The organism is Bacillus cereus group sp. BfR-BA-01311 (assembly GCF_022664295.1).
GTDB lineage: Bacteria > Bacillota > Bacilli > Bacillales > Bacillaceae_G > Bacillus_A > Bacillus_A cereus.
In genome coordinates, this window is record NZ_JAKUHC010000003.1 from 109,778 (window position 1) to 130,371 (window position 20,594).

Here is a 20,594-nt window from a genome sequence, read left to right on the forward strand (position 1 = left end):
ACATTACATCTAAACATTAACATATTTAACCAAATTAAAAACACATGCCATCTTAAATTAAAACAACATGTGTTTCCGTATTTGCTATGATAGTTGCTTCCACTTCGTTCCCAAAACAGGACGCTCATAATTTTGGATTGCATGAATTAGTTTATCTGCTGTCTCAGCTGAAACGATCAATTCTTTATTTGATGGATTCATAAATCCTTCTTCTGCTGCACGTTCAACCATTTGCAGAATTGGTCCGTAAAAACCTTTTATGTTTAATAAACCAACCGGCTTATTATGTATACCAATTTGTGACCAACATACAACTTCAAATAGTTCTTCAAACGTTCCGTATCCGCCTGGAAGCGCGATAAAAGCATCCGCAAGCTCTGCCATTTTCGCTTTACGTTCGTGCATTGTTTCTACTTCAATTAATTCTGTTAATCCTGTATGTACAATTTCTCCTCGAAATAGACCGCGCGGCATAACACCTGTTACACGTCCACCTAAACGAAGAACTTCGTTTGCTACTTCTCCCATTAATCCAACGCATGAACCACCGTATACAAGCTCATACTCGTTCTCAACAAACATTTTACCTAACTGAATTGCCTGCTCTTTGAATTCTGGTCTCTCCCCTAAATTAGAACCTGCAAACACACAAATCTTTCTCATTCCTACACCCCGAAACTATATATTGTTATGATACAATTGACATTGTACAACATATTGAGGAGATGAGGAAGAAATGGATATCGTTGCATTTCAAAGATGGGTTGAGGAATTTTACGAAAAACGAAGCTGGTCACAGTATAATGCCTTTATTCGCTTAAATTTCTTAACCGAGGAAGTTGGGGAAGTTTCACGAGTCGTTCGTGCTATTGAAATTGGCCGCGATCGCCCTGATGAAGATGCGAAAACAGAAGAAGAGCTAAAACAAGAACTAAAAGAAGAACTTGGCGATGTACTATCTAACCTTATTATTCTTTCGCAAAAATATGATTTAGACTTACAAGACATTATGGACGCACACGTCGCAAAGCTTTCAAAAAGGTTCGAAGTATCTAAATGAGAATATTATCAATTATGGTATAATATTCTTGTCACAATACTAAGGGGGATTTTATGTTATCAAAAAAATTGCACGACGCATTAAATGAACAAATGAACTTTGAATTTTACTCTGCCCATGCTTATATGGCAATGGCTGCTTACTGTACAGCTGAGAGCTATGATGGATTCGCTAACTTTTTCCTTGTACAAGCTGAAGAAGAACGTTTCCACGCAATGAAGCTTTACAACTATATTAATGACCGCGGAGAGCGCGCTATTATTACTGGATTTGATAATCCGAATAACGAATACGAATCTGTATTAAACGCTTTTGAAGTCGCACTTGAGCACGAGCGTGAAGTAACGAAACGTATTTACAACTTATCTGATATCGCTTGGGATGAGCGTGAACATGCAACAATTACATTCTTAAAATGGTTCGTTGACGAACAAGTTGAAGAAGAAGCTTCATTCGATAGCATCATCCAAAAACTAAAACGTATTACAAGCGATTCAAACGCACTGTTTATGCTAGATGCTGAATTAGAGAAACGTACATTTACGCCTCCAGCTGAGTAATATTTCAATCACCTTAATACATGTATTAAGGTGATTTTTTTGTTTGCTCTCTATCTTAAAATCACCTTAAATTTCCTCATATTTGACATAGTGCCAGATATAAAATGGTATTATTTTCAATATAAAAACGAATATACGAGGAGAGGAAAAATGAATCAACGTGTAGAAGCTGTTGATGCAATTCGTGGTTTCGCTTTGTTTGGCATTTTACTAGTCAATATGACATTAATTCAATTTGGGTTCTTCACCAGTGAAAAACCAACTTATCTATTTGGCGATCTTGATAAAGGTGCTAATTGGTTTATTCAATTTTTCGGCACACATAACTTTATATCCCTATTTTCTTTTCTATTTGGGCTTAGCATTATTTTGTTACAAAAAAGTATTATCACAAAAGGAAAAAGATTCTTCCCCACATACATAAGACGTATTATCATTCTTTTACTACTCGGCTACATTCACGGCACTTTTGTTTGGGAGGGAGATATTTTATTTGCATACGGAATAATCGGGATTTTTTTAATGATATTCATCAATCGAAAACCGAAAACTTTGCTTATTTGGGCGATTATTCTACTCGCACTTATTACACTTATGTCTTATCAAACTGATCCATCTACAAATATAAATGATTTCGCACCTTATACTGAAAAAGAACATAAAGTCCATCAAACTGGAAGCTATATGGATCACGTCAACTTTAGATTGACTGAAAATCCTTTTGATTACATGGGAATTGACGGTGCATTCGGATTATTTTTCATATCAGTTTTCGCAATAATTTTTATGTCTCCACTGTTCCTACTCGGAATGTATGTAGGGAAAAAAGGCTGGCTATTTGAGGTCAGTAAACATATACCTGCTGTCAAAAAAATATGGTTTGCCACCGGTCTCTTCTCTTTTACAATTAAAATCTTAGCTATGTTCATAAAACACCCGGTTTTAATTATGTTACAAGATGGCCTTACACCAGTAACTATGACCTTCTTTTACGGAAGCACAATCATTTTATTATTCCATTACAAAAAAGCAACCCGTCTACTAACATACATGGCGAACATGGGGAAAATGTCCGTTAGTAATTACTTAGCGCAATCTATTATCGCAACAACCATTTTTTACGCATATGGATTTGGCTTATACGGGAAAATCGGCTATTTCTTCGGTATTCTTTTAACCATCGGAATTTATACGATTCAATTATTCGTTAGCACCTATTGGCTCCAGAAATACCGAATGGGGCCAGTGGAATATGTGTGGAGACTGGGAACTTATTTAGAGAAACCACGTTTTAAAAGAGACTTGGATAAAGCAGGTTAAACAAAAAAAGCAATGAGCCTACGCTCATTGCTTTTCTTAATTTATTAAAGCATAACCCCAACGATAATCGCTGATAATATACTTACTAACGTTGCACCGTATACAAGTTTTAAACCGAATGATGATACAACGTTTGCTTGTTTGCCATCGATACTCTTCGTTGCACCTGCGATAATTCCGATAGATGAGAAGTTCGCAAATGATACAAGGAAGATAGATAAAATACCTACTGTACGAGCTGATAAATCACCAGCTACTTTACCAAGATCAAGCATTGCAACGAATTCGTTCGTTACTAATTTTGTTGCCATAATTTGTCCTGCTTGTAACATCTCTGATGTTGGAATACCCATTACGAATGCTAATGGTGAGAAGATATATCCTAAAATGCTTTGGAATGTGATTCCGAAAATTGAATCGAATACACCATTAATTGCTGTAATTAATGCCACGAAACCGATTAACATCGCCGCTACTGTTACAGCGATTGAGAAACCAAGCATAATATATTCGCCTAACATTTCAAAGAATGTTTGTTTCTTGTCTTCTTGTAATTCTAAAATATCGTCTTCTTCTTTTACTTCATATGGATTAATGATATGAACGATAATGAATCCACTGAATAAGTTTAATACAAGTGCTGTTACTACATATTTTGGATCAATCATTTTCATATAAGAACCGACAATTGACATCGATACTGTAGACATTGAAGATGCACAAAGTGTGTATAAACGATTTTTCGGTAATTTGCTTAGTTGATCTTTTACTGTAATGAATACTTCCCCTTGACCAACGATTGCAGCTGCTACCGCATTATATGATTCTAGTTTTCCTAAACCGTTAACTTTACTTAATAGGAAACCGACTGCACGAATGATAATCGGTAAAACTTTAATATGTTGCAGAATCCCGATTAATACTGCTAAGAAAATAATCGGTAATAATACTGTTAAGAAGAATGGTGCTTGTCCATCGTTTGCTAGACCACCAAATACGAAATTAACCCCAGCTTCCGCAAATTTTAAAATAGCGCCAAATCCATCTGCGATCCCTTTTACTAATACAAATCCGACCTTTGTATTTAGTAAGAAATACGCAAGTACCAATTGAATGACAAGCATAAGTGCAATTGGTTTATATTTAATTTTCTTACGATCTGAACTAATAAGGAAACCTAGTACAAACACTACAAGTAAACCGACTAGAAACATTACGAACTTCATATGTGAATCCTCCACTTCTCCCACAAGTTATTGGTCGTATAACGTATAACGAATGACGTCTGACCATTGTTGTTAAAAAAATTTAAAACCCCTAAAACTATTCAACTGTCATCTAAAATCAGTAAGCGTTTACATAAATTGCAATTTATAAAAGGTAGCTTCTTCTCTCCTACCATACTTGAAAGTCTGAAATTGATACCACCTACAAATCAAATTGTAAGCGTTATCTAGACGAAATGCAATATAAATTTTAAAAGATTTTTATATGTTAATATATTCCTAATTAATTGGTTTTTTCATGTAAATTTACCATAAAAATAGCCCTAGCTATGAGCTAGGACCACCCTTTTTTATCCCGATTGGTGAGAGCTAATAATGAGGGGGAATAAAGCCCCCACTGATTAAAAATTCACTTTATAACATAACACCAACGATAATCGCTGATAGAATACTTACTAATGTCGCACCGTACACAAGGCGTAGACCGAATGATGATACAACATTTGATTGATTTTCATCGATACCTTTTGTTGCACCTGCAATAATTCCGATAGATGAAAAGTTCGCAAATGATACAAGGAATACAGAAAGAATACCAACTGTACGAGCCGATAAATCACCAGCTACTTTTCCAAGATCAAGCATCGCAACAAACTCGTTTGATACTAATTTTGTTGCCATAATTTGTCCCGCTGTTACCATCTCAGCTTGTGGGATACCCATTACGAATGCTAATGGTGAGAAAATATATCCTAAAATAGCTTGGAATGTAATACCGAACATTGAATCAAACAAGCTATTAATTGCTGTAATTAATGCTACGAAACCAAGTAACATCGCTGCTACTGTTATCGCGATTGTGAAACCAAGCATAATGTACTCGCTCAGCATTTCAAAGAATGATTGTTTTTTCTTATTTTCTAATTTCAGTGTATCTTCTTCTTCTGTAATATCGTACGGGTTAATAATATGAATGATAATGAAACCACTAAATAAATTTAATACAAGTGCTGTTACTACATATTTCGGTTCGATCATTTTCATATAAGAACCAACGATTGACATCGACACTGTCGACATAGAAGATGCACATAATGTATATAAACGATGTTTTGGGATTTTACTTAATTGATCTTTTACTGTAATAAATACTTCTGCTTGTCCAACAATGGCAGCTGCTACTGCGTTATATGATTCTAGTTTTCCTAGACCATTTACTTTACTTAACAACGTACCAATAGCACGAATAAATATCGGTAAAATTTTAAAGTGTTGCAGAATTCCGATTAAAACCGCAAAGAATACGATTGGTAATAACGCTGTTAAGAAGAATGAAACCTCTCCTTTATTAACAAGACCACCAAATACGAAAACGATTCCAGCTTCCGCATATCCAAGAAGTGCGCCAAATCCATCTGAAATTCCTTTTACTAAAATATAACCAACTTGCGTATTTAATAAGAAATAAGATAATGCTAGCTGAATAATAAGCATAATTGCGATTGGTTTATACTTAATCTTCTTTCGATCGGCACTTATAAGAAAACCGAGTACAAATACAACGAGTAATCCTACAAGGAACATAACAAACTTCATTAATAAAATCCTCCATTTAACTCTTCATTAACGTTGAACGTCTGACCATTCAAAACAAGAAATAATCCGAACTTTCCATTTCTCCTCCAAAATCTTCAATCGGATAGGAAAGATCATAAAACCTCTTATTTCAAAGGCATTTTCCATTCTAACACAAATCACAAATCATATCCGCACTTTTCTTTAAAAAATTACATTTTATTATAAAACGTCTATGAATGTTCGTCTTTTACTATCTGCAAATAGTTGAATAAAACAAAAAAGAGCATCAAGTTTCACTTGATGCCCTTTTCATTATACCGCTTTTTCTTTATCAGCTACCGCTGACTCACCCCAACACTCTGTATTGTTCAAACCTGGAATAGACTCCGCATAAAAGACTGGATCTTTCCCTTGTTTCTTTTGCTTAATATAATCTGATAACGCTGCGAAAGCATACTTAGAAAGGAATACAATTGCTACTAAGTTAATAACAGCCATAATTCCCATAAATAAATCTGCTAAATCCCAAACGATTTGAATTGTCGCTACAGATCCTAGCATAACCATACCAAGTACAGCAATGCGGTATGCATTTAATAGCACTTTACTTCCATTTAAGAATTCAATATTTGTTTCACCATAGTAGTAGTTACCTACTAATGAACTGAACGCAAACAAGAAGATTGCCACTGCTACAAATATAGAAGCCCATGGACCGATATGTTGACTTAACGCCTGCTGCGTTAATTGAATTCCGTTTAAATCAGCTGCATTATGCACATCTGATAAAAGAATAATAAATGCTGTACAACTACAAATTAATAATGTATCAGTAAATACCCCTAAAGTTTGAATGAAACCTTGTTTAACTGGGTGCGTTACGTTTGCAGTCGCTGCTGCGTTCGGCGCACTACCCATACCTGCTTCATTTGAGAATAACCCACGTTTTACCCCTAATAAAATCGCAGCTCCTAATCCTCCGCCTACTACTTCTTTAATTCCGAAAGCATGTAAGAAAATTTCTTTAAATACATATGGAATTGCCGTAATGTTTGTTACAACAACGAATAATGCCACTGCTACATAAATAATTGCCATTACTGGAACAATCATTTCAACCGCGCGAGCAATTCGTTTTACTCCACCGAAAATAATAACTGCAAGTAAACCAGCCATAACAAGACCTACTAATCTACTATCTGTTTTGAACGCCCCATCAAAGGCAGCCGCTACAGTATTAGACTGTACAGCGTTAAAAATCAATCCGAAACTTACTGTTATTAGAACAGAGAACACAACACCTAACCAGCGTTTCTTTAAACCCTTTTCCATATAATACGCTGGGCCCCCACGGAATGCATTCCCATCTTTTACTTTATAAATTTGCGCTAATGTGCTCTCTACAAATGCAGAAGCACCCCCAATTACCGCGATTAACCACATCCAAAATACTGCTCCTGGACCACCTGCTGAGATCGCAATAGCTACACCAGCTAAGTTACCAGTACCTACACGAGAAGCTGTACTCATACAAAACGCTTGGAATGATGATACGCCGCTCTTCTCTTTTTGCGCTTTCCTCGTTTTCGAGCTTGCCCCATCCCCAAGCAAACGAATCATTTCACCGAAGTAACGAACTTGGACAAATTTCACACGAAATGAAAAATAGAGTCCTAACCCAATTAACATCGCAATAATGATATATGACCAAAGGATATTATTTATATCCCCAATTACCTTAGCTAAAAAATCCATAATTGCATTGCCCCCTATTCCTAACAATAAGAAAATTATATTCTAAAAACTTTTAGTAATCAAGAACTTTATGTTAGGTTTTATAACATGAGTACGTTAACTTTTTTAACATACGTGTTTTTTACATGAAAATATAGCCATTACATGCATTTATCCAATACTTAATAACTTATCCTATTCGACCAGCCATACTTTTAAAACAGTACGTTCCCCACAAATAACGAGAGAAACAAACAAAAAAGTTATATTAATAATTACCCCTCACCCTTTTCATCATTTACTATAACAAAAAAGGCGAGCATCGAATTTACCTCGATGCTCGCCTTTTCAATTACACTGCTTTTTCTTTATCTGTTACCACTGGCTTATCCCAGCACTCTGTATTCGTTAAACCAGGAATAGAATCTGCACTGAAGACTGGATCTTTCCCTTGTTTCTTTTGTCTTACATAGTCTGTTAATGCCGCGTACGCAAATCGGCCAAGAAGTGTAATCGCAATTAAGTTCGTGATTACCATTAGACCCATAAATAAGTCTGCCATATTCCATACAACTTGAAGCGTCGCAACAGAACCGAATAATACCATTCCAACTACCGCAATACGGTAAATTGTTAACCACGTTTTGCTTTGCTTAATAAATTCAATATTTGTTTCACCATAATAGTAGTTTCCTAAAAGAGAACTAAATGCAAATAAGAAAATAATAATCGCTAAGAAGCTACTTGCCCATGGGCCGATTTGTGAGCTTAATGCATTTTGCGTTAATTCAATACCTTCTAAATTTGTTGCTTTATATGCACCAGAACATAGTACGATAAATGCTGTTGATGTACATACTAAGAATGTATCTACTAAAACGCCGATCGTTTGAATAAAACCTTGTTTTGCTGGATGCGTTACATCAGCTGTTGCTGCCGCGTTCGGCGCACTACCCATACCTGCTTCGTTCGCAAATAATCCGCGCTGAATACCATATTTCATCGCAGCGCCGATACCGCCACCTACAGCTGAATCTAAACCGAATGCACCTTTAAAGATTTCCGTAAACACATCTGGTATTAAATAGAAGTTTTTAATGACAACAAAAATAGCTACCGCAATATAAACAAGCGCCATTGGCGGAACAATCATTTCCGACATACGTGCAATACTTTTTACACCACCAAAAATAATAACCGCAACTAATGCAGCTAATACAATACCAACAATATAACGCTCTAAACCAAATGCATTTTCAAACGCTAATGTTACTGTATTCGCTTGTACTGAGTTAAAAATTAAACCGTAACTAACTGTAATAAGGATAGAAAACCAAATTCCCATCCAACGTTTATTTAAACCTTTTTCCATATAATAAGCAGGACCACCACGGAAGCCACTGCCATCTTTTACTTTATAAATTTGGGCAAGCGTACTTTCTACGAAACTTGAAGAAGCCCCGATAATCGCAATAACCCACATCCAAAATACAGCTCCAGGTCCTCCCATAGATATAGCTAATGCTACACCAGCTAAGTTACCGATACCAATACGAGCTGCTGAACTCATACAAAACGCTTGGAAAGAAGATACACTACCTTTTTTACGCGTCTTTCCAGTTAATCCATCACTCATTAGTCGAACCATTTCCCCTAAATGAGTAATTTGTACGAATTTCAATTTAATAGAAAAATAAAGACCTAAACCAATTAACATCGCAATAAGAATATATGACCAAAGAATTGTATTTGTTGATGAAATAAATTGCTCTAAAATATTCATACAATTAACCCCTCCTTTTCTCCATAAAACGAATTATATTTAAAAAACATTCAAAAATCAACATTTTTCGACAATTTGCAATTTCCAAATATTAGCCAGGTTCACAGTAACAATATCTTTATGACTGACTACCCTCCCTCTAACTGTGCATACTAAAACAAAAAATAAATTCACAAACAACCCTATTGACAAAAACACCAACCTGTAACTATAATGATTACAACAGGTTGTAACAAACCTAATTACAACAAATTCATTTACTTTCAGATATACACTTTAACAAAACACTTTGGAGGGATTTATTATGAAAATCGGAATTATCGGAGCAACTGGTAAAGCAGGAAGTCGTATTTTAAAAGAAGCATTAGATCGCGGACATGAAGTAACTGCAATCGTAAGAAACGCTGCAAAAATTACAGAAGAAAACGTAAAAGTTTTAGAAAAAGACGTATTTTCTCTTACATCTAACGACTTGCAAGCATTCGATGTAGTTGTAAATGCATTCGGTGCTCCAGCAGGACAAGAACACCTTCACGTAGATGCAGGAAACGTACTAATTGAAGCGATGAAAGGTGCACCTAACACAAAATTACTTGTAGTTGGTGGCGCTGGAAGCTTATTTGTAGACGAAGAGAAAACAACACGTGTATTTGAGACACCAGGTTTCCCGAAAGAATATCTTGCAACAGCTCAAAACCAAGGTAAAAACTTAGAAATCTTGCAACAAACAAATGACATCACTTGGACATTCATCAGCCCTTCTGCACTATTCGCATTAGGAAAACGTACTGGTTCTTATAAAGCTGGTAAAGACAACCTTCTTGTGAACGCAAAAGGTGATAGCTACGTAAGTTACGAAGACTTCGCAGTTGCAGCACTTGATGAAATTGAAAACCCAAAACATGTAAACGAACGCTTCACAGTAGTTTCTGAAGCTGAATAATAAAAAAATCTCGTAAAACATAATGTTTTACGAGATTTTTTTATTGTTACACTTGTTCTAAACCATTTGGAGTAACCTTAAAGGAAATTTCTTCACCCTTCATTGCACCCTCTTTTTTATCTAGCACATTCTTTTTGTACCAATTCAAACGACTCGGTTCCGCATGGTATACTTTCAACACGTCTCCATACTCAAATGCCGTTCCATTTACTTGCTCAGCAAAATTCTTTGAAGTCTCCTGTCCTTCTGCCGTTACATGCTTTTTCTCTTTTCCATTTTTATCATAAATCGTAAGTCCTATATACTGTTCATTTACAAAACGATAATGTATTTCATCATCGGTAAATGTCGCATGTAATTTCTTTTCTTCATGATTTAACGTAACGATTGAACGTGTTACATTAGACACACCTTGATATACTACGCTATCCCCATACGTTACTTCCATAAGAACTTCTGTCAATTTCTTATTCCCAAAGCGATCTTTCGTTTCTACTTTTACTTTTCGTTCACCAATTTTTGTTGTATCTGGTTTTTCTACAAATCCCAGCACTTCTCCATCTTTCACTTGAACAAAGTTTTTCGCTTCTAATTTTCCGGCATCTGTTCCGATTACTACTTTTTGCGGCATTGCTGTTACTTCTTGTTGAGCTTCCACTCTCTCAAAGCCTTGCTCTGTAATTTTAAAGAATACTTCATTTACACCATACTTTGTATCTACGAACTCATTCTTTTTATATACTTTAAAACGATCGAATTCTCTCTGATAAACCTTTACTATATCCCCGTATTCAAAAGCCATTCCATTAAATTGTTCTGCAAATCCTTTTGTATTTTCAGATGCTTTTACCGATAAAGCTTTCTTCTCTTTTCCACCTTTATCATATACAGTCATCGCCATATATTTCTCATCCGCAAACGAAGTATGCATTGGACCTTCTGAATCTGTTGTACTGAATTTCTTTTCTTCATGATTTAATGTAACAATCGATTTAATATTCGTTCCGCCGTGCCATGTACCGAAGAACATAATACTATCTCCGTAAATTACTTCTACAGGAACTTCTGTCACTTTTTTATTACCTAAACGATCCTTCGTTTCTACTTTTACTTTTTGTTCACCAATTTTTGTTGTATTTGGCTTTTCTACAAACCCTACTACTTCTCCGTCTTTCACTTGAACAAAGTTTTTCGCTTCTAATTTTTCAGCGTCTGTTCCAATTACTACTTTTTGTGGCACTGCCGTTACTTGTTGCTGAGCTTCGATTCTCTCGAAACCTTGCTCTGTAATTTTAAAGAATACTTCATTTACACCATACTTTGTATCTACAAACTCATTCTTTTTATATACTTTAAAACGATCGAATTCTCTCTGATAAACCTTTACTATATCGCCGTATTCAAAGACCATTCCATTAAATTGTTCCGCAAATCCTTTTGTATTTTCAGATGCTTTTACTGATAAAGCTTTCTTCTCTTTTCCATCTTTATCATATACAGTCATTCCCATATACTTCTCATCTGCAAATGAAGTATGCATTGCACCTTCTGAATCTGTTGTGCTAAATTTCTTTTCTTCATGATTTAATGTAACAATCGATTTAATATTGGTTCCGCTATGCCATGTACCAAAGAACATAATGCTATCTCCGTATATTATTTCTAGCGGTACTTCTGTTACTTTTTTATTACCAAAGCGATCTTTCGTTTCTACTTTTACTTTTTGTTCACCAATTTTCGTTGTATTTGGCTTTTCTACAAATCCAACTACTTCTCCATCTTTCACTTGAACAAAGTTTTTCGCTTCTAATTTTCCGGCATCTGTTCCGATTACTACTTTTTGTGGTACTGCTGTGACTTCTTGTAAACCATCGATTAATTCATATCCTTGCGGGGTAATTTTAAATAATTTTTCCTTTTTATTTTTAGCTTGCCCTTGGTCTACACGTTTATTGTCATCATACCATTCTAAATACTCTGGCTGTATATGGTATACCTTAATGATGTCTCCATACTCAAATGACATTCCATCTAACTCTTTCACGAAATTCTTTAATCCTTCATGACCTTCCGCGGAAACATTCTTCTTTTCATTCCCATTTGCATCATAGATCGTAACACCTACATATTTTTGATTTCGATAACTATGATCCAATATGTTTCTTACTAATGTCGTATTAAATTTCTTATCGTTATGATTTAAAGTTAACACAGAATTTGTATTCCAATATGATTTAAATGCCATACTATCTCCATACACAACGTTAACTGGTACAGGAATTGCATTTACATTTCCTTGTGCATCTACAATTTCTACATTCACTGTTTGTTTTCCATTTTCTTGTTTAGGCCATGCTATTTTCCCTGTCGCTTTTACATTTTGTCCTAGATTTTTTACAAGTTCACTTGCCTTTTTCTCATCAAATTCTGTACCTATTAAAATATCTGGTACTGTATTAACTGCTTCACCATAAGGAACTTTGTATGCTTCTACTTGTTTTTCACGAATCGGATTACTATCTCTCGATAACCATATTTCATTTTTCGGTTCAGGTAATTGTAGTTTATTTACTTTTTCTACCGTATCCGCCTCTGCATGTAATCCCCATTTCGCAAAGTAAGAAATTAAATTTTGTCCCGATGCTTTTGAAGCCATATAGATAAACATTTGCTTTTTCTCTCTACTCGAAATAACCTCATTAGTATCTAACATAGAATATTCTGTATCAGATAACACTCGATACATTTGATGTAACTTCGGATAGAATTGATCTCCATAAATTAAATGCAACTGCCAGAACATAATAATTGGATCTGCTTTATCAAAATTCTTTTGATCATCTGGTTGTTTCAAATATGCAAATGCATCTTCATAACGACCATCTACTTCCATTCGCGATTTATTTCCAAATGCTAGCTGAACAGCTAGGCTATAAATGTTAACTGTTGTCTCACCCATGCCTTCTGACAACCAAGGAATCTGTTGGTGTAGGTGTCCCACTTCATGCCATGGTCCCCAACCATCAGTTGTAAACTTCTCGATATCTAATACATACTCTATCGATTCTTTTGCATACCCTGTCAGATAATTATTTGCATACATATATGGGCTAGTTGGGTATCTCGCTTCAATAAATTGAATATAATGTTTCCCTGGATTCGCAACTCCAATGCCATCTTCCGATAATCCAGATAATGCATTTTCAATCCGAATTGCTTCATCATGCTTCTTCATTAAATTTGTCGGGTCAGTCTTTTGCATGTTTTTTTCTACTTTTTCATAACTTGTAGTTATTAAACTTCTATCACCCTTTAATTCTATCGCGTAAGGGTTTTTATATTTTTCTAACATTTCATCCCAATCTTTTTTCGTATGTTTCCCTAGTATAAATAAAGGAAAATGAGTACCTCCACTTATAACAGTCGCTGTAACTTCCCCGGTATTATTCATATTATAAAAATATAAAATCCCTCCATTAGGCGAAGAAATAATATTTTTACCAGGATTTAAATCGAACTCTTTTGGCTTTTCCTTGTCATAAGCTCGCGTTCCTATAAACGCTTTAATAGATTGATTTCCTTTTATTTCAACTTTAATTTCTTCATCTGGTTTTGCATAAATTCCAGTTGGTTCATTTGGTGAAAAGGCAAATTGCATCTTTAAACGGTCCCTATTTTCTTCTACGCTACCTTTCCCAGGCAAATGAAACGTTCTCTGCTCCAAACGATTCTCTTTACTCTCTTCCAACTGCCCGCCCTTATTCTCTTCCAAAGGCGCCGCATATCCTTTTGATGCTTCGAAAGCTACTGGTGATAATAATGTAGATATACATATACCTGCTACTAATACCCTACTCTTTTTCTTCTTTGACATAATCTGTGTCCCCTGTCCTTTTTTTAGACAAACCATCCTATATATTCGTTTAATGAAAAATCCTATTATCTTTATAAAAACATTTAACGAATAGACTAACACCTCGCGCACCTGTATCTATTACTACCGCATTTCCCTCCATGTATTCGCTTTCTTACATTGTACAATTTTTATGTAATATCCCCTCCTCACTTCTCTCTATTTGTGATGAGTTCTCTTGCTACATAAAAAAGAGAATAGTAAAAGATATTTTTCAGTATTGTCATCTATACATCTAAAAATGTGAACAACAATAGATTTTTACATTTTCTTCATGTATGACCATCTATAGGTAGTTTTTCCAACTGAATTGTACACGCTTTACACTTTGTTTGATAGCCTCTCTAATTAGAATAATGTTACAATTTCGTGAATAAAATCCATTTATTGTAACGTTTAGATTTCTCCATATTTTATTATTTTTAAATACTTCTTCAAACGTTAAAATAGTGTTTCACTCGATTAATTATTATCTTGATATATTTTTAAAGAATTCATATGAAAAAGCATTGGCATATACCAATGCTTTTTCATTATCTCTTTTGATTCGGTTTATGCGGTTCATTTGGAGTATATGGCTTATTTGGTTTATTTGGAGCCTCAGCCTTTTTCCAACTTACCGCTAACTCTGGACTTGTTTTTTCTTCACTACGCTCAAGTAATACTACTGCATTTTGAATAGTCGGTGTACCTTTATGCGCAATCCCTTGTAATTTCGTTAAATTTCCTGATACTTTAAAGCTAAATCCACCAGCTGGTGTTTGTTTCGGAATTAAAATGCGGAACTTTTCTCCTACATTAAATTCTGTTTTTGTTTCGCCTTTTTCATTTGCAAATTTCACGCCCGCTGGTGCACCTGTTGCTTGCACTTTATACGTTCCGCTTTTTGCATTTGTTTCTACTGTATATAAGCCTGTTTCAAAGAAATCATTTTTCAATACTGCTTGTTGTTCTTCTGTAGGAGTTACACTCATCGTAATTTCTTGTAGTTCTTCACTAGCACTTGCTTTTGCAACGATATCTTTCGTTACCTTTTCTACATTTTTATTACGGAAGTCTAAATCATTAATATCGATTTGTTTTAACGCATTCCACACTGCAAGCTGCGTTGCGTAATGCGCCTCTCTCCAATCAGATACCCCTAATTCTTGTGGACTCTTTTGTGGATATCCATTCAATAGTACACGGTACACATTAATATCCACTTTCCCCATTTCCGGTAAATCTTGACCGCTTGGAGATTTCAAATCTACATTTAAGCAAAAAGCAATTTTACCATCTGCCGTTTTAATAAGCTCTGTTCGAATTGGCTTCTTCTTGGACTTACTATAACTCCAATCCATTTGATACTTTGTATGGTCCATCACTTCTGCGAATGCTTTTTGAAGTGGGAATAACACAAATAAAACACTTAAAAACATAGCTAAAAGTTTGAACGATTGCTTTATATTCATGTTTACAGCCCCTTAATAACAAACTTAATACTAAGTAGTATTTATTTAGAAACTATTTTTATGCACAAAAAAAGAGTGCTTTTAAGCACTCTTTTTTCTTACCTTAATCTTAGAAATCGAAGTTATCAGGATCTGGACCAACGCGATGATTTTGATTTAACGCATCGATTTTTTCCATATCTTCTTTCGTTAATTCAAAGTTAAATACATCAGCGTTTGCAATAATACGGTGTTCTTTCGTTGATTTTGGAATTGTGATTACTCCATTTTGAAGATCCCAACGTAAAATAACTTGAGCTGTTGTTTTACCGTGTTTCTCAGCAATCTCTTGTAATGTTTCGTTATCTAATAATTGACCTTGCATTAGTGGTGACCATGCTTCCATTTGAATACCTTGTTCTTTACAGAAAGCTTGTAGTTCTTTTTGTGTTAAACGAGGGTGGTATTCTACTTGGTTAATCATTGGTTTAATTTCTGCATCTTTCATTACATCTTGTAAGTGATGGATTTGGAAGTTACTTACACCAATTGCACGTACGCGCTTTTCTTTATAAAGTGTTTCTAGCGCTCTCCATGTATCTTTATATTTTCCTTCTGAAGGCCAGTGAACAAGATATAAATCTAAATAATCTAGTCCTAATTTTTTTAGACTCTCTTCGTATGCAGCGATTGTTGTTTCATACCCTTGATCTGCGTTCCATACTTTTGAAGTAATAAATAATTCTTCTCTTGCAATACCAGTCGCTTCAATACCTGCACGAATTCCTTCACCTACAGCTTTTTCATTTCCGTAAATTGCAGCTGTATCGATGCTGCGGTATCCTGCTTTAATTGCTGATTTTACAGCTTCTACAAGTTCTGGTCCTTCTTCTACTTTAAATACACCTAAACCGAACCAAGGCATTTCTACACCGTTATTTAATACTGCTTTACTTTGTAAGTTTTTCATTTTATTTTCTCTCCTTTTATTTTACTTGATCTCTTTTTTCTAATGTCATGCTCCACGCTGTTAAAATAACAGCGGCTACTACCATAAGGCCACCTACCCAAGCAGTATGGATTAATCCTAATGAATTCGTTACAAGGCCACCTATATAAGAACCTAAAGCGATCCCTCCGTTAAATGCGGCAATATTAATTGCTGAAGCAACATCAACCGCACTCGGAACAAAGCGCTCTGCCAATATAACTACATATACTTGTAGCCCCGGAACATTCATAAATGCGAATAGTCCCATGAAAATAATTGTGATTAATCCAGCTACTTTAAATGGCGCTGTAAATGTTAAAACAAATAATATAATCGCTTGAATCAAGAACATGTAAAATAGCGCTCGAATCGGATTATGATTCGATAATTTTCCGCCGACCATATTCCCTATCGCAATTGCGATTCCATACACTAATAAAATGATAGTAACAGTACTTGCTTCAAATCCTGTTACTTCTTGTAATAACGGAGATAAATACGTAAATGTTACGAATGTACCGCCGTATCCAAGTGCAGTAATAATGAAAACAAGTAATAGTCTTCCATTTTTAATTAATTTAAATTGATCACGAAACGATACAGGTACACCATTTTTTAAATTAGATGGGACGAGTATACTGTTTGCGATGAAAGCAATAATTCCAATTACAACAATCGCCATAAATGACGCTCTCCAGCCAAATTGTTGACCGATAAATGTTCCAATTGGCACACCAGTAATAGTCGCAACTGTTAATCCAGTGAACATAATCGCAATTGCGCTAGCACGTTTATTCTCTGGTACGATTGCAGCTGCAATTGTAGATCCAATTGACATAAATACACCATGTGCAAACGCAGATACAATTCTTGCGATAATTAATACAGTGAAGCTTGTTGCTACCGCCGCAATGCCATTACCAATAATGAAAATAACCATAATCCACATTAATAATGTCTTTCGCGACATACTAGCCGTTAACGCTGTTAAAACAGGAGCTCCTACCGCCGCTCCTAACGCATATAAGGAAACCGTTAAACCGGCTGTTGTAACCGAAACATTTAAATCTTTTGAAATAGATGGTAGTAAACCGACACTAATAAACTCGGTTGTACCAATCCCAAACGCACTAATTGCTAGCGCTAATAAAGCAAACATACTTCTTCGATTTGTCTGAACTTCCGAAGATGGTACTGTATATGAACTCAATTGAATTCCTCCTTATTACAAGAAATCCAATCATAATAGTGCGATAAAAAGGCCCTTTTATCTTCTAAAAAATATATTTCATACTTACAAATGCTATTATGAATGGTTTCATTCTTTTTTTGAAGAACGCACTTTAAAGTACGATAGGCACCAAAAAGTAACATAGTCACTTTTTGGTACCGTACTACTCATTTGCCTCTTACATGTGCTATTATGAAACATATTTAACATAATAAAAAGTACGTACTTTAAAGTGCTATAGGTACTAAAAAGTAACATTTGTATGATTTAACTTATTTTACTCACAAAGGGAGGATTTCATATGAAGAAATACAATATTCCTGTAGAGGCGACTTTAGAAGTTATCGGCGGAAAATGGAAGGTTGTTATCCTTTGTCACTTAACGAAAGGTACAAAGAGAACGAGTGAACTAAAACGTTCAATGCCTGGTATTACACAAAAAATGTTAACACAGCAATTACGTGAATTAGAAGACGACGGCGTTATTCAAAGAAAAGTATACAATCAAGTCCCGCCAAAAGTAGAATATTCTCTTACCGATTACGGTTGGTCTTTAGAATCCATTCTTGATTCTCTTTGTTCTTGGGGCGAATGCCATCTTGAAAAAGAAGGTAACACATCGATGCTAATTGCGGAAGGTGAATAATAGGAAAAAGGAAAAACGAACATGAATTTGTTCGTTTCTTCCTTTTTTTCTTTATATATATGTACATTTCTAACTGGAACAAAATATTTTATACGCTTTCATACCTTGTCAGCACTACGTTATACACTCAATATCAAATAATTAGGAATCATTTTTATGTTAACATAGGTGTATATAGTATATAATATAGGATATATATTATATACACTTTCCGGTAACGGAGCTTTTCCATTATGCGGACAAGCCATGTATCGGACAGTTCATAAATAATAAGTAAGACGTTATGGTTTTAGATTTATGTTTGCAGCTTACTTGCTGTCATAAATTTAAAGGCATTTTATTGTGTTTTGTGAAACTTTGTATAAAGTTTCGTAACCGTTTACTATCTTACTTATCAAAAATAAGAGTATTGCTATCGTAAAGGAGAATTGGAGATGCCAGAAACTATGACTCAAACAAAGCCAGAACAAGAAACTGTACAAATTTCTGCTAGCCAAGGACAACTTGATGTACTTGATCAGTTGTTAAAACCTGAGGTACAAGAATCATTAACAACACTAGTAGAACAGCTTCCAAAATTAACTGAGCTTGTTAACATTTTAACTAAGTCTTATGACTTCGCTCAAACTGTTGCTACTGATGAAGTATTAAAAAGCGACACTGTTGGTGCAATTACAGAGCTTGTAGAACCTGTAAAAGATACAGTGAAAAGCATGGCTGCAACTGCAATCGAAGCGAAAGATCGTGCTGACGAAAGCAACGAAGTTATCGGCCTATTCGGTCTTTTAAAATTATTAAAAGATCCACAAGCACAAAAAATGTTCCGCTTTGTGAACGCATATCTTCAAATTAGTGCAGAACGTAACAATAAATAATTTAACTTATAACAACAATTAGTAAAGACGGGGGATATCATACTATGTCAAAACAAATTGTCATCTTAGGCGCTGGTTATGGCGGTCTTCTTGCCGCTTTAAACGTACGTAAATATTACAGCAAATCAGAAGCACAAGTTACAGTGATTAACCAATACCCAACGCACCAAATCATCACTGAATTACACCGCCTTGCAGCTGGTAACGTGTCTGAGCAAGCAATTGCAATGCCACTTACAAAGCTTTTCAAAGGTAAAGATATCGATCTTAAAATTGCAACAGTTGAGTCATTCTCAGTTGATAGCAAAGAAATCAAACTAGCTGGCGGCACTACTTTATCTTACGATGCACTTGTAGTTGCTTTAGGAAGTAAAACTGCTTACTTCGGTATTCCAGGACTAGAAGAAAACAGCCTGGTATTAAAATCTGCTGCTGATGCAAATAAAATCTACAAACACGTTGAAGACCGTATTCGTGAATACGCGAAAACGAAAAACGAAGCTGATGCTACAATCGTAATCGGTGGTGGCGGATTAACTGGCGTTGAGCTAGTTGGTGAGCTTGCTGACATTATGCCTAAACTTGCAAAAAGCCACGGCGTAAATCCAAAAGAAGTGAAACTTCTTCTTGTTGAAGCAGGTCCAAAAATCCTTCCAGTATTACCAGACCACTTAATCGAACGTGCAACTACTAGCCTAGAAGCGCGCGGCGTTACATTCTTAACTGGTCTTCCTGTAACAAACGTTGCTGGCAACGAAATCGACTTAAAAGACGGTCAAAAACTTGTTGCTAACACATTCGTTTGGACGGGCGGCGTACAAGGTAACCCATTAATCGGTGAATCAGGTCTTGAAGTTAACCGTGGACGTGCAACAGTTGATGCATACCTACAATCTACTTCTCACAAAGACGTATTCGTTGCTGGAGACAGCGCTGTTGTCTTCGCTCCAGACGGACGTCCATACCCACCAACTGCACAAATCGCTTGGCAAATGGGTGAGTTAATTGGATACAACTTATACGCAGCACTAGAAGGCAAAGCATTCGAAGAGTTCGCACCTGTAAACTCTGGAACACTTGCTAGTCTAGGACGTAAAGATGCGGTTGCTACAATTGGAGCAAGCAATACTCCACTTAAAGGCTTACCAGCATCATTAATGAAAGAAGCAAGTAACGTTCGTTACTTATCACACATTAAAGGTCTATTCAGCTTAGCTTACTAATCTGAATATAAGCCCGAATCATGCCCTGCATGGTTCGGGCTATTTTTATCCGTAATTTTCTCTAACTTATTTATTCGG

Annotated in this window: 16 protein-coding genes; 7 read left to right on the top strand and 9 right to left on the bottom strand. The window is 35.4% G+C overall.

From position 1 onward, the window contains the following. Positions 1–84 precede the first annotated feature (84 nt). On the bottom strand, positions 85–663 hold the full coding sequence (locus MR136_RS08530) for an LOG family protein (RefSeq protein WP_001225756.1): 579 nt from the start codon (positions 661–663) through the stop codon (positions 85–87). Positions 664–736: 73 nt separating this feature from the next. Here MR136_RS08530 and MR136_RS08535 point away from each other — a divergent pair, with 73 nt between their 5' ends. From MR136_RS08535 to MR136_RS08545, 3 genes are all read left to right on the top strand, one after another. Then, positions 737–1,060 carry a MazG nucleotide pyrophosphohydrolase domain-containing protein gene (locus MR136_RS08535; RefSeq protein ID WP_000355744.1) on the top strand — a complete coding sequence of 108 codons (324 nt, stop codon included), beginning with the start codon at positions 737–739 and terminating at the stop codon, positions 1,058–1,060. 53 nt (positions 1,061–1,113) lie between these two features. Beyond that, on the top strand, positions 1,114–1,620 hold the full coding sequence (locus MR136_RS08540; protein ID WP_000949403.1) for a ferritin: 507 nt from the start codon (positions 1,114–1,116) through the stop codon (positions 1,618–1,620). 150 nt (positions 1,621–1,770) lie between these two features. Continuing rightward, complete coding sequence (locus MR136_RS08545) at positions 1,771–2,940, top strand: DUF418 domain-containing protein (protein WP_061457849.1); 1,170 nt, start codon at positions 1,771–1,773, stop codon at positions 2,938–2,940. A gap of 44 nt (positions 2,941–2,984) precedes the next feature. On the opposite strand, the gene MR136_RS08550 is transcribed toward MR136_RS08545, so the two are convergent. The 4 genes from MR136_RS08550 to MR136_RS08565 form a co-directional block, all read right to left on the bottom strand. Then, positions 2,985–4,166 (bottom strand): NupC/NupG family nucleoside CNT transporter, encoded by a 1,182-nt coding sequence (locus tag MR136_RS08550; RefSeq protein ID WP_000673874.1) that lies wholly within the window; start codon positions 4,164–4,166, stop codon positions 2,985–2,987. Positions 4,167–4,580: 414 nt separating this feature from the next. Continuing rightward, a complete protein-coding gene (locus MR136_RS08555) occupies positions 4,581–5,762 on the bottom strand; it encodes a NupC/NupG family nucleoside CNT transporter (protein WP_000673839.1) in 1,182 nt (393 codons plus the stop codon). A 294-nt stretch (positions 5,763–6,056) separates the two neighbouring features. Continuing rightward, a complete protein-coding gene (locus tag MR136_RS08560; RefSeq protein ID WP_000346373.1) occupies positions 6,057–7,499 on the bottom strand; it encodes an alanine/glycine:cation symporter family protein in 1,443 nt (480 codons plus the stop codon). Between the two features lie 331 nt (positions 7,500–7,830). Next, positions 7,831–9,261 carry an alanine/glycine:cation symporter family protein gene (locus tag MR136_RS08565; RefSeq protein WP_001022930.1) on the bottom strand — a complete coding sequence of 477 codons (1,431 nt, stop codon included), beginning with the start codon at positions 9,259–9,261 and terminating at the stop codon, positions 7,831–7,833. A 304-nt stretch (positions 9,262–9,565) separates the two neighbouring features. On the opposite strand from MR136_RS08565, the gene MR136_RS08570 reads away from it, so the two are divergent. Continuing rightward, the gene (locus MR136_RS08570) at positions 9,566–10,204 is read left to right on the top strand and encodes an NAD(P)-dependent oxidoreductase (RefSeq protein WP_000689907.1); all 639 of its coding nucleotides are present in this window, start codon (positions 9,566–9,568) and stop codon (positions 10,202–10,204) included. Positions 10,205–10,250: 46 nt separating this feature from the next. Here the strand turns inward: MR136_RS08570 and MR136_RS08575 are convergent, their stop codons facing one another. From MR136_RS08575 to MR136_RS08590, 4 genes are all read right to left on the bottom strand, one after another. Continuing rightward, on the bottom strand, positions 10,251–14,078 hold the full coding sequence (locus MR136_RS08575) for a putative mucin/carbohydrate-binding domain-containing protein (protein ID WP_242259321.1): 3,828 nt from the start codon (positions 14,076–14,078) through the stop codon (positions 10,251–10,253). A gap of 572 nt (positions 14,079–14,650) precedes the next feature. Further along, complete coding sequence (locus MR136_RS08580) at positions 14,651–15,571, bottom strand: thioester domain-containing protein (RefSeq protein WP_224201259.1); 921 nt, start codon at positions 15,569–15,571, stop codon at positions 14,651–14,653. A gap of 109 nt (positions 15,572–15,680) precedes the next feature. Continuing rightward, complete coding sequence (locus tag MR136_RS08585; RefSeq protein WP_000793532.1) at positions 15,681–16,520, bottom strand: aldo/keto reductase; 840 nt, start codon at positions 16,518–16,520, stop codon at positions 15,681–15,683. A gap of 16 nt (positions 16,521–16,536) precedes the next feature. Continuing rightward, positions 16,537–17,700 carry an MFS transporter gene (locus MR136_RS08590; protein WP_002026553.1) on the bottom strand — a complete coding sequence of 388 codons (1,164 nt, stop codon included), beginning with the start codon at positions 17,698–17,700 and terminating at the stop codon, positions 16,537–16,539. A gap of 373 nt (positions 17,701–18,073) precedes the next feature. Between MR136_RS08590 and MR136_RS08595 the strand changes: the two genes are divergently transcribed. From MR136_RS08595 to MR136_RS08605, 3 genes are all read left to right on the top strand, one after another. Further along, complete coding sequence (locus MR136_RS08595; RefSeq protein WP_000760481.1) at positions 18,074–18,418, top strand: winged helix-turn-helix transcriptional regulator; 345 nt, start codon at positions 18,074–18,076, stop codon at positions 18,416–18,418. Positions 18,419–18,852: 434 nt separating this feature from the next. Beyond that, on the top strand, positions 18,853–19,293 hold the full coding sequence (locus MR136_RS08600; protein ID WP_001115309.1) for a DUF1641 domain-containing protein: 441 nt from the start codon (positions 18,853–18,855) through the stop codon (positions 19,291–19,293). 44 nt (positions 19,294–19,337) lie between these two features. Then, positions 19,338–20,516: an NAD(P)/FAD-dependent oxidoreductase gene (locus tag MR136_RS08605; protein WP_242259322.1), complete on the top strand. Its 1,179-nt coding sequence runs from the start codon at positions 19,338–19,340 to the stop codon at positions 20,514–20,516. The last annotated feature ends 78 nt before the right edge of the window (positions 20,517–20,594 follow it).

Coding starts and splice junctions, on each gene's coding strand:
- MR136_RS08530 (WP_001225756.1), bottom strand. CDS start 663: ATGAGAAAGATTTGTGTGTTTGCAGGTTCTAATTTAGGGGAGAGACCA.
- MR136_RS08535 (WP_000355744.1), top strand. CDS start 737: ATGGATATCGTTGCATTTCAAAGATGGGTTGAGGAATTTTACGAAAAA.
- MR136_RS08540 (WP_000949403.1), top strand. CDS start 1,114: ATGTTATCAAAAAAATTGCACGACGCATTAAATGAACAAATGAACTTT.
- MR136_RS08545 (WP_061457849.1), top strand. CDS start 1,771: ATGAATCAACGTGTAGAAGCTGTTGATGCAATTCGTGGTTTCGCTTTG.
- MR136_RS08550 (WP_000673874.1), bottom strand. CDS start 4,166: ATGAAGTTCGTAATGTTTCTAGTCGGTTTACTTGTAGTGTTTGTACTA.
- MR136_RS08555 (WP_000673839.1), bottom strand. CDS start 5,762: ATGAAGTTTGTTATGTTCCTTGTAGGATTACTCGTTGTATTTGTACTC.
- MR136_RS08560 (WP_000346373.1), bottom strand. CDS start 7,499: ATGGATTTTTTAGCTAAGGTAATTGGGGATATAAATAATATCCTTTGG.
- MR136_RS08565 (WP_001022930.1), bottom strand. CDS start 9,261: ATGAATATTTTAGAGCAATTTATTTCATCAACAAATACAATTCTTTGG.
- MR136_RS08570 (WP_000689907.1), top strand. CDS start 9,566: ATGAAAATCGGAATTATCGGAGCAACTGGTAAAGCAGGAAGTCGTATT.
- MR136_RS08575 (WP_242259321.1), bottom strand. CDS start 14,078: ATGTCAAAGAAGAAAAAGAGTAGGGTATTAGTAGCAGGTATATGTATA.
- MR136_RS08580 (WP_224201259.1), bottom strand. CDS start 15,571: ATGAATATAAAGCAATCGTTCAAACTTTTAGCTATGTTTTTAAGTGTT.
- MR136_RS08585 (WP_000793532.1), bottom strand. CDS start 16,520: ATGAAAAACTTACAAAGTAAAGCAGTATTAAATAACGGTGTAGAAATG.
- MR136_RS08590 (WP_002026553.1), bottom strand. CDS start 17,700: ATGTTTGCTTTATTAGCGCTAGCAATTAGTGCGTTTGGGATTGGTACA.
- MR136_RS08595 (WP_000760481.1), top strand. CDS start 18,074: ATGAAGAAATACAATATTCCTGTAGAGGCGACTTTAGAAGTTATCGGC.
- MR136_RS08600 (WP_001115309.1), top strand. CDS start 18,853: ATGCCAGAAACTATGACTCAAACAAAGCCAGAACAAGAAACTGTACAA.
- MR136_RS08605 (WP_242259322.1), top strand. CDS start 19,338: ATGTCAAAACAAATTGTCATCTTAGGCGCTGGTTATGGCGGTCTTCTT.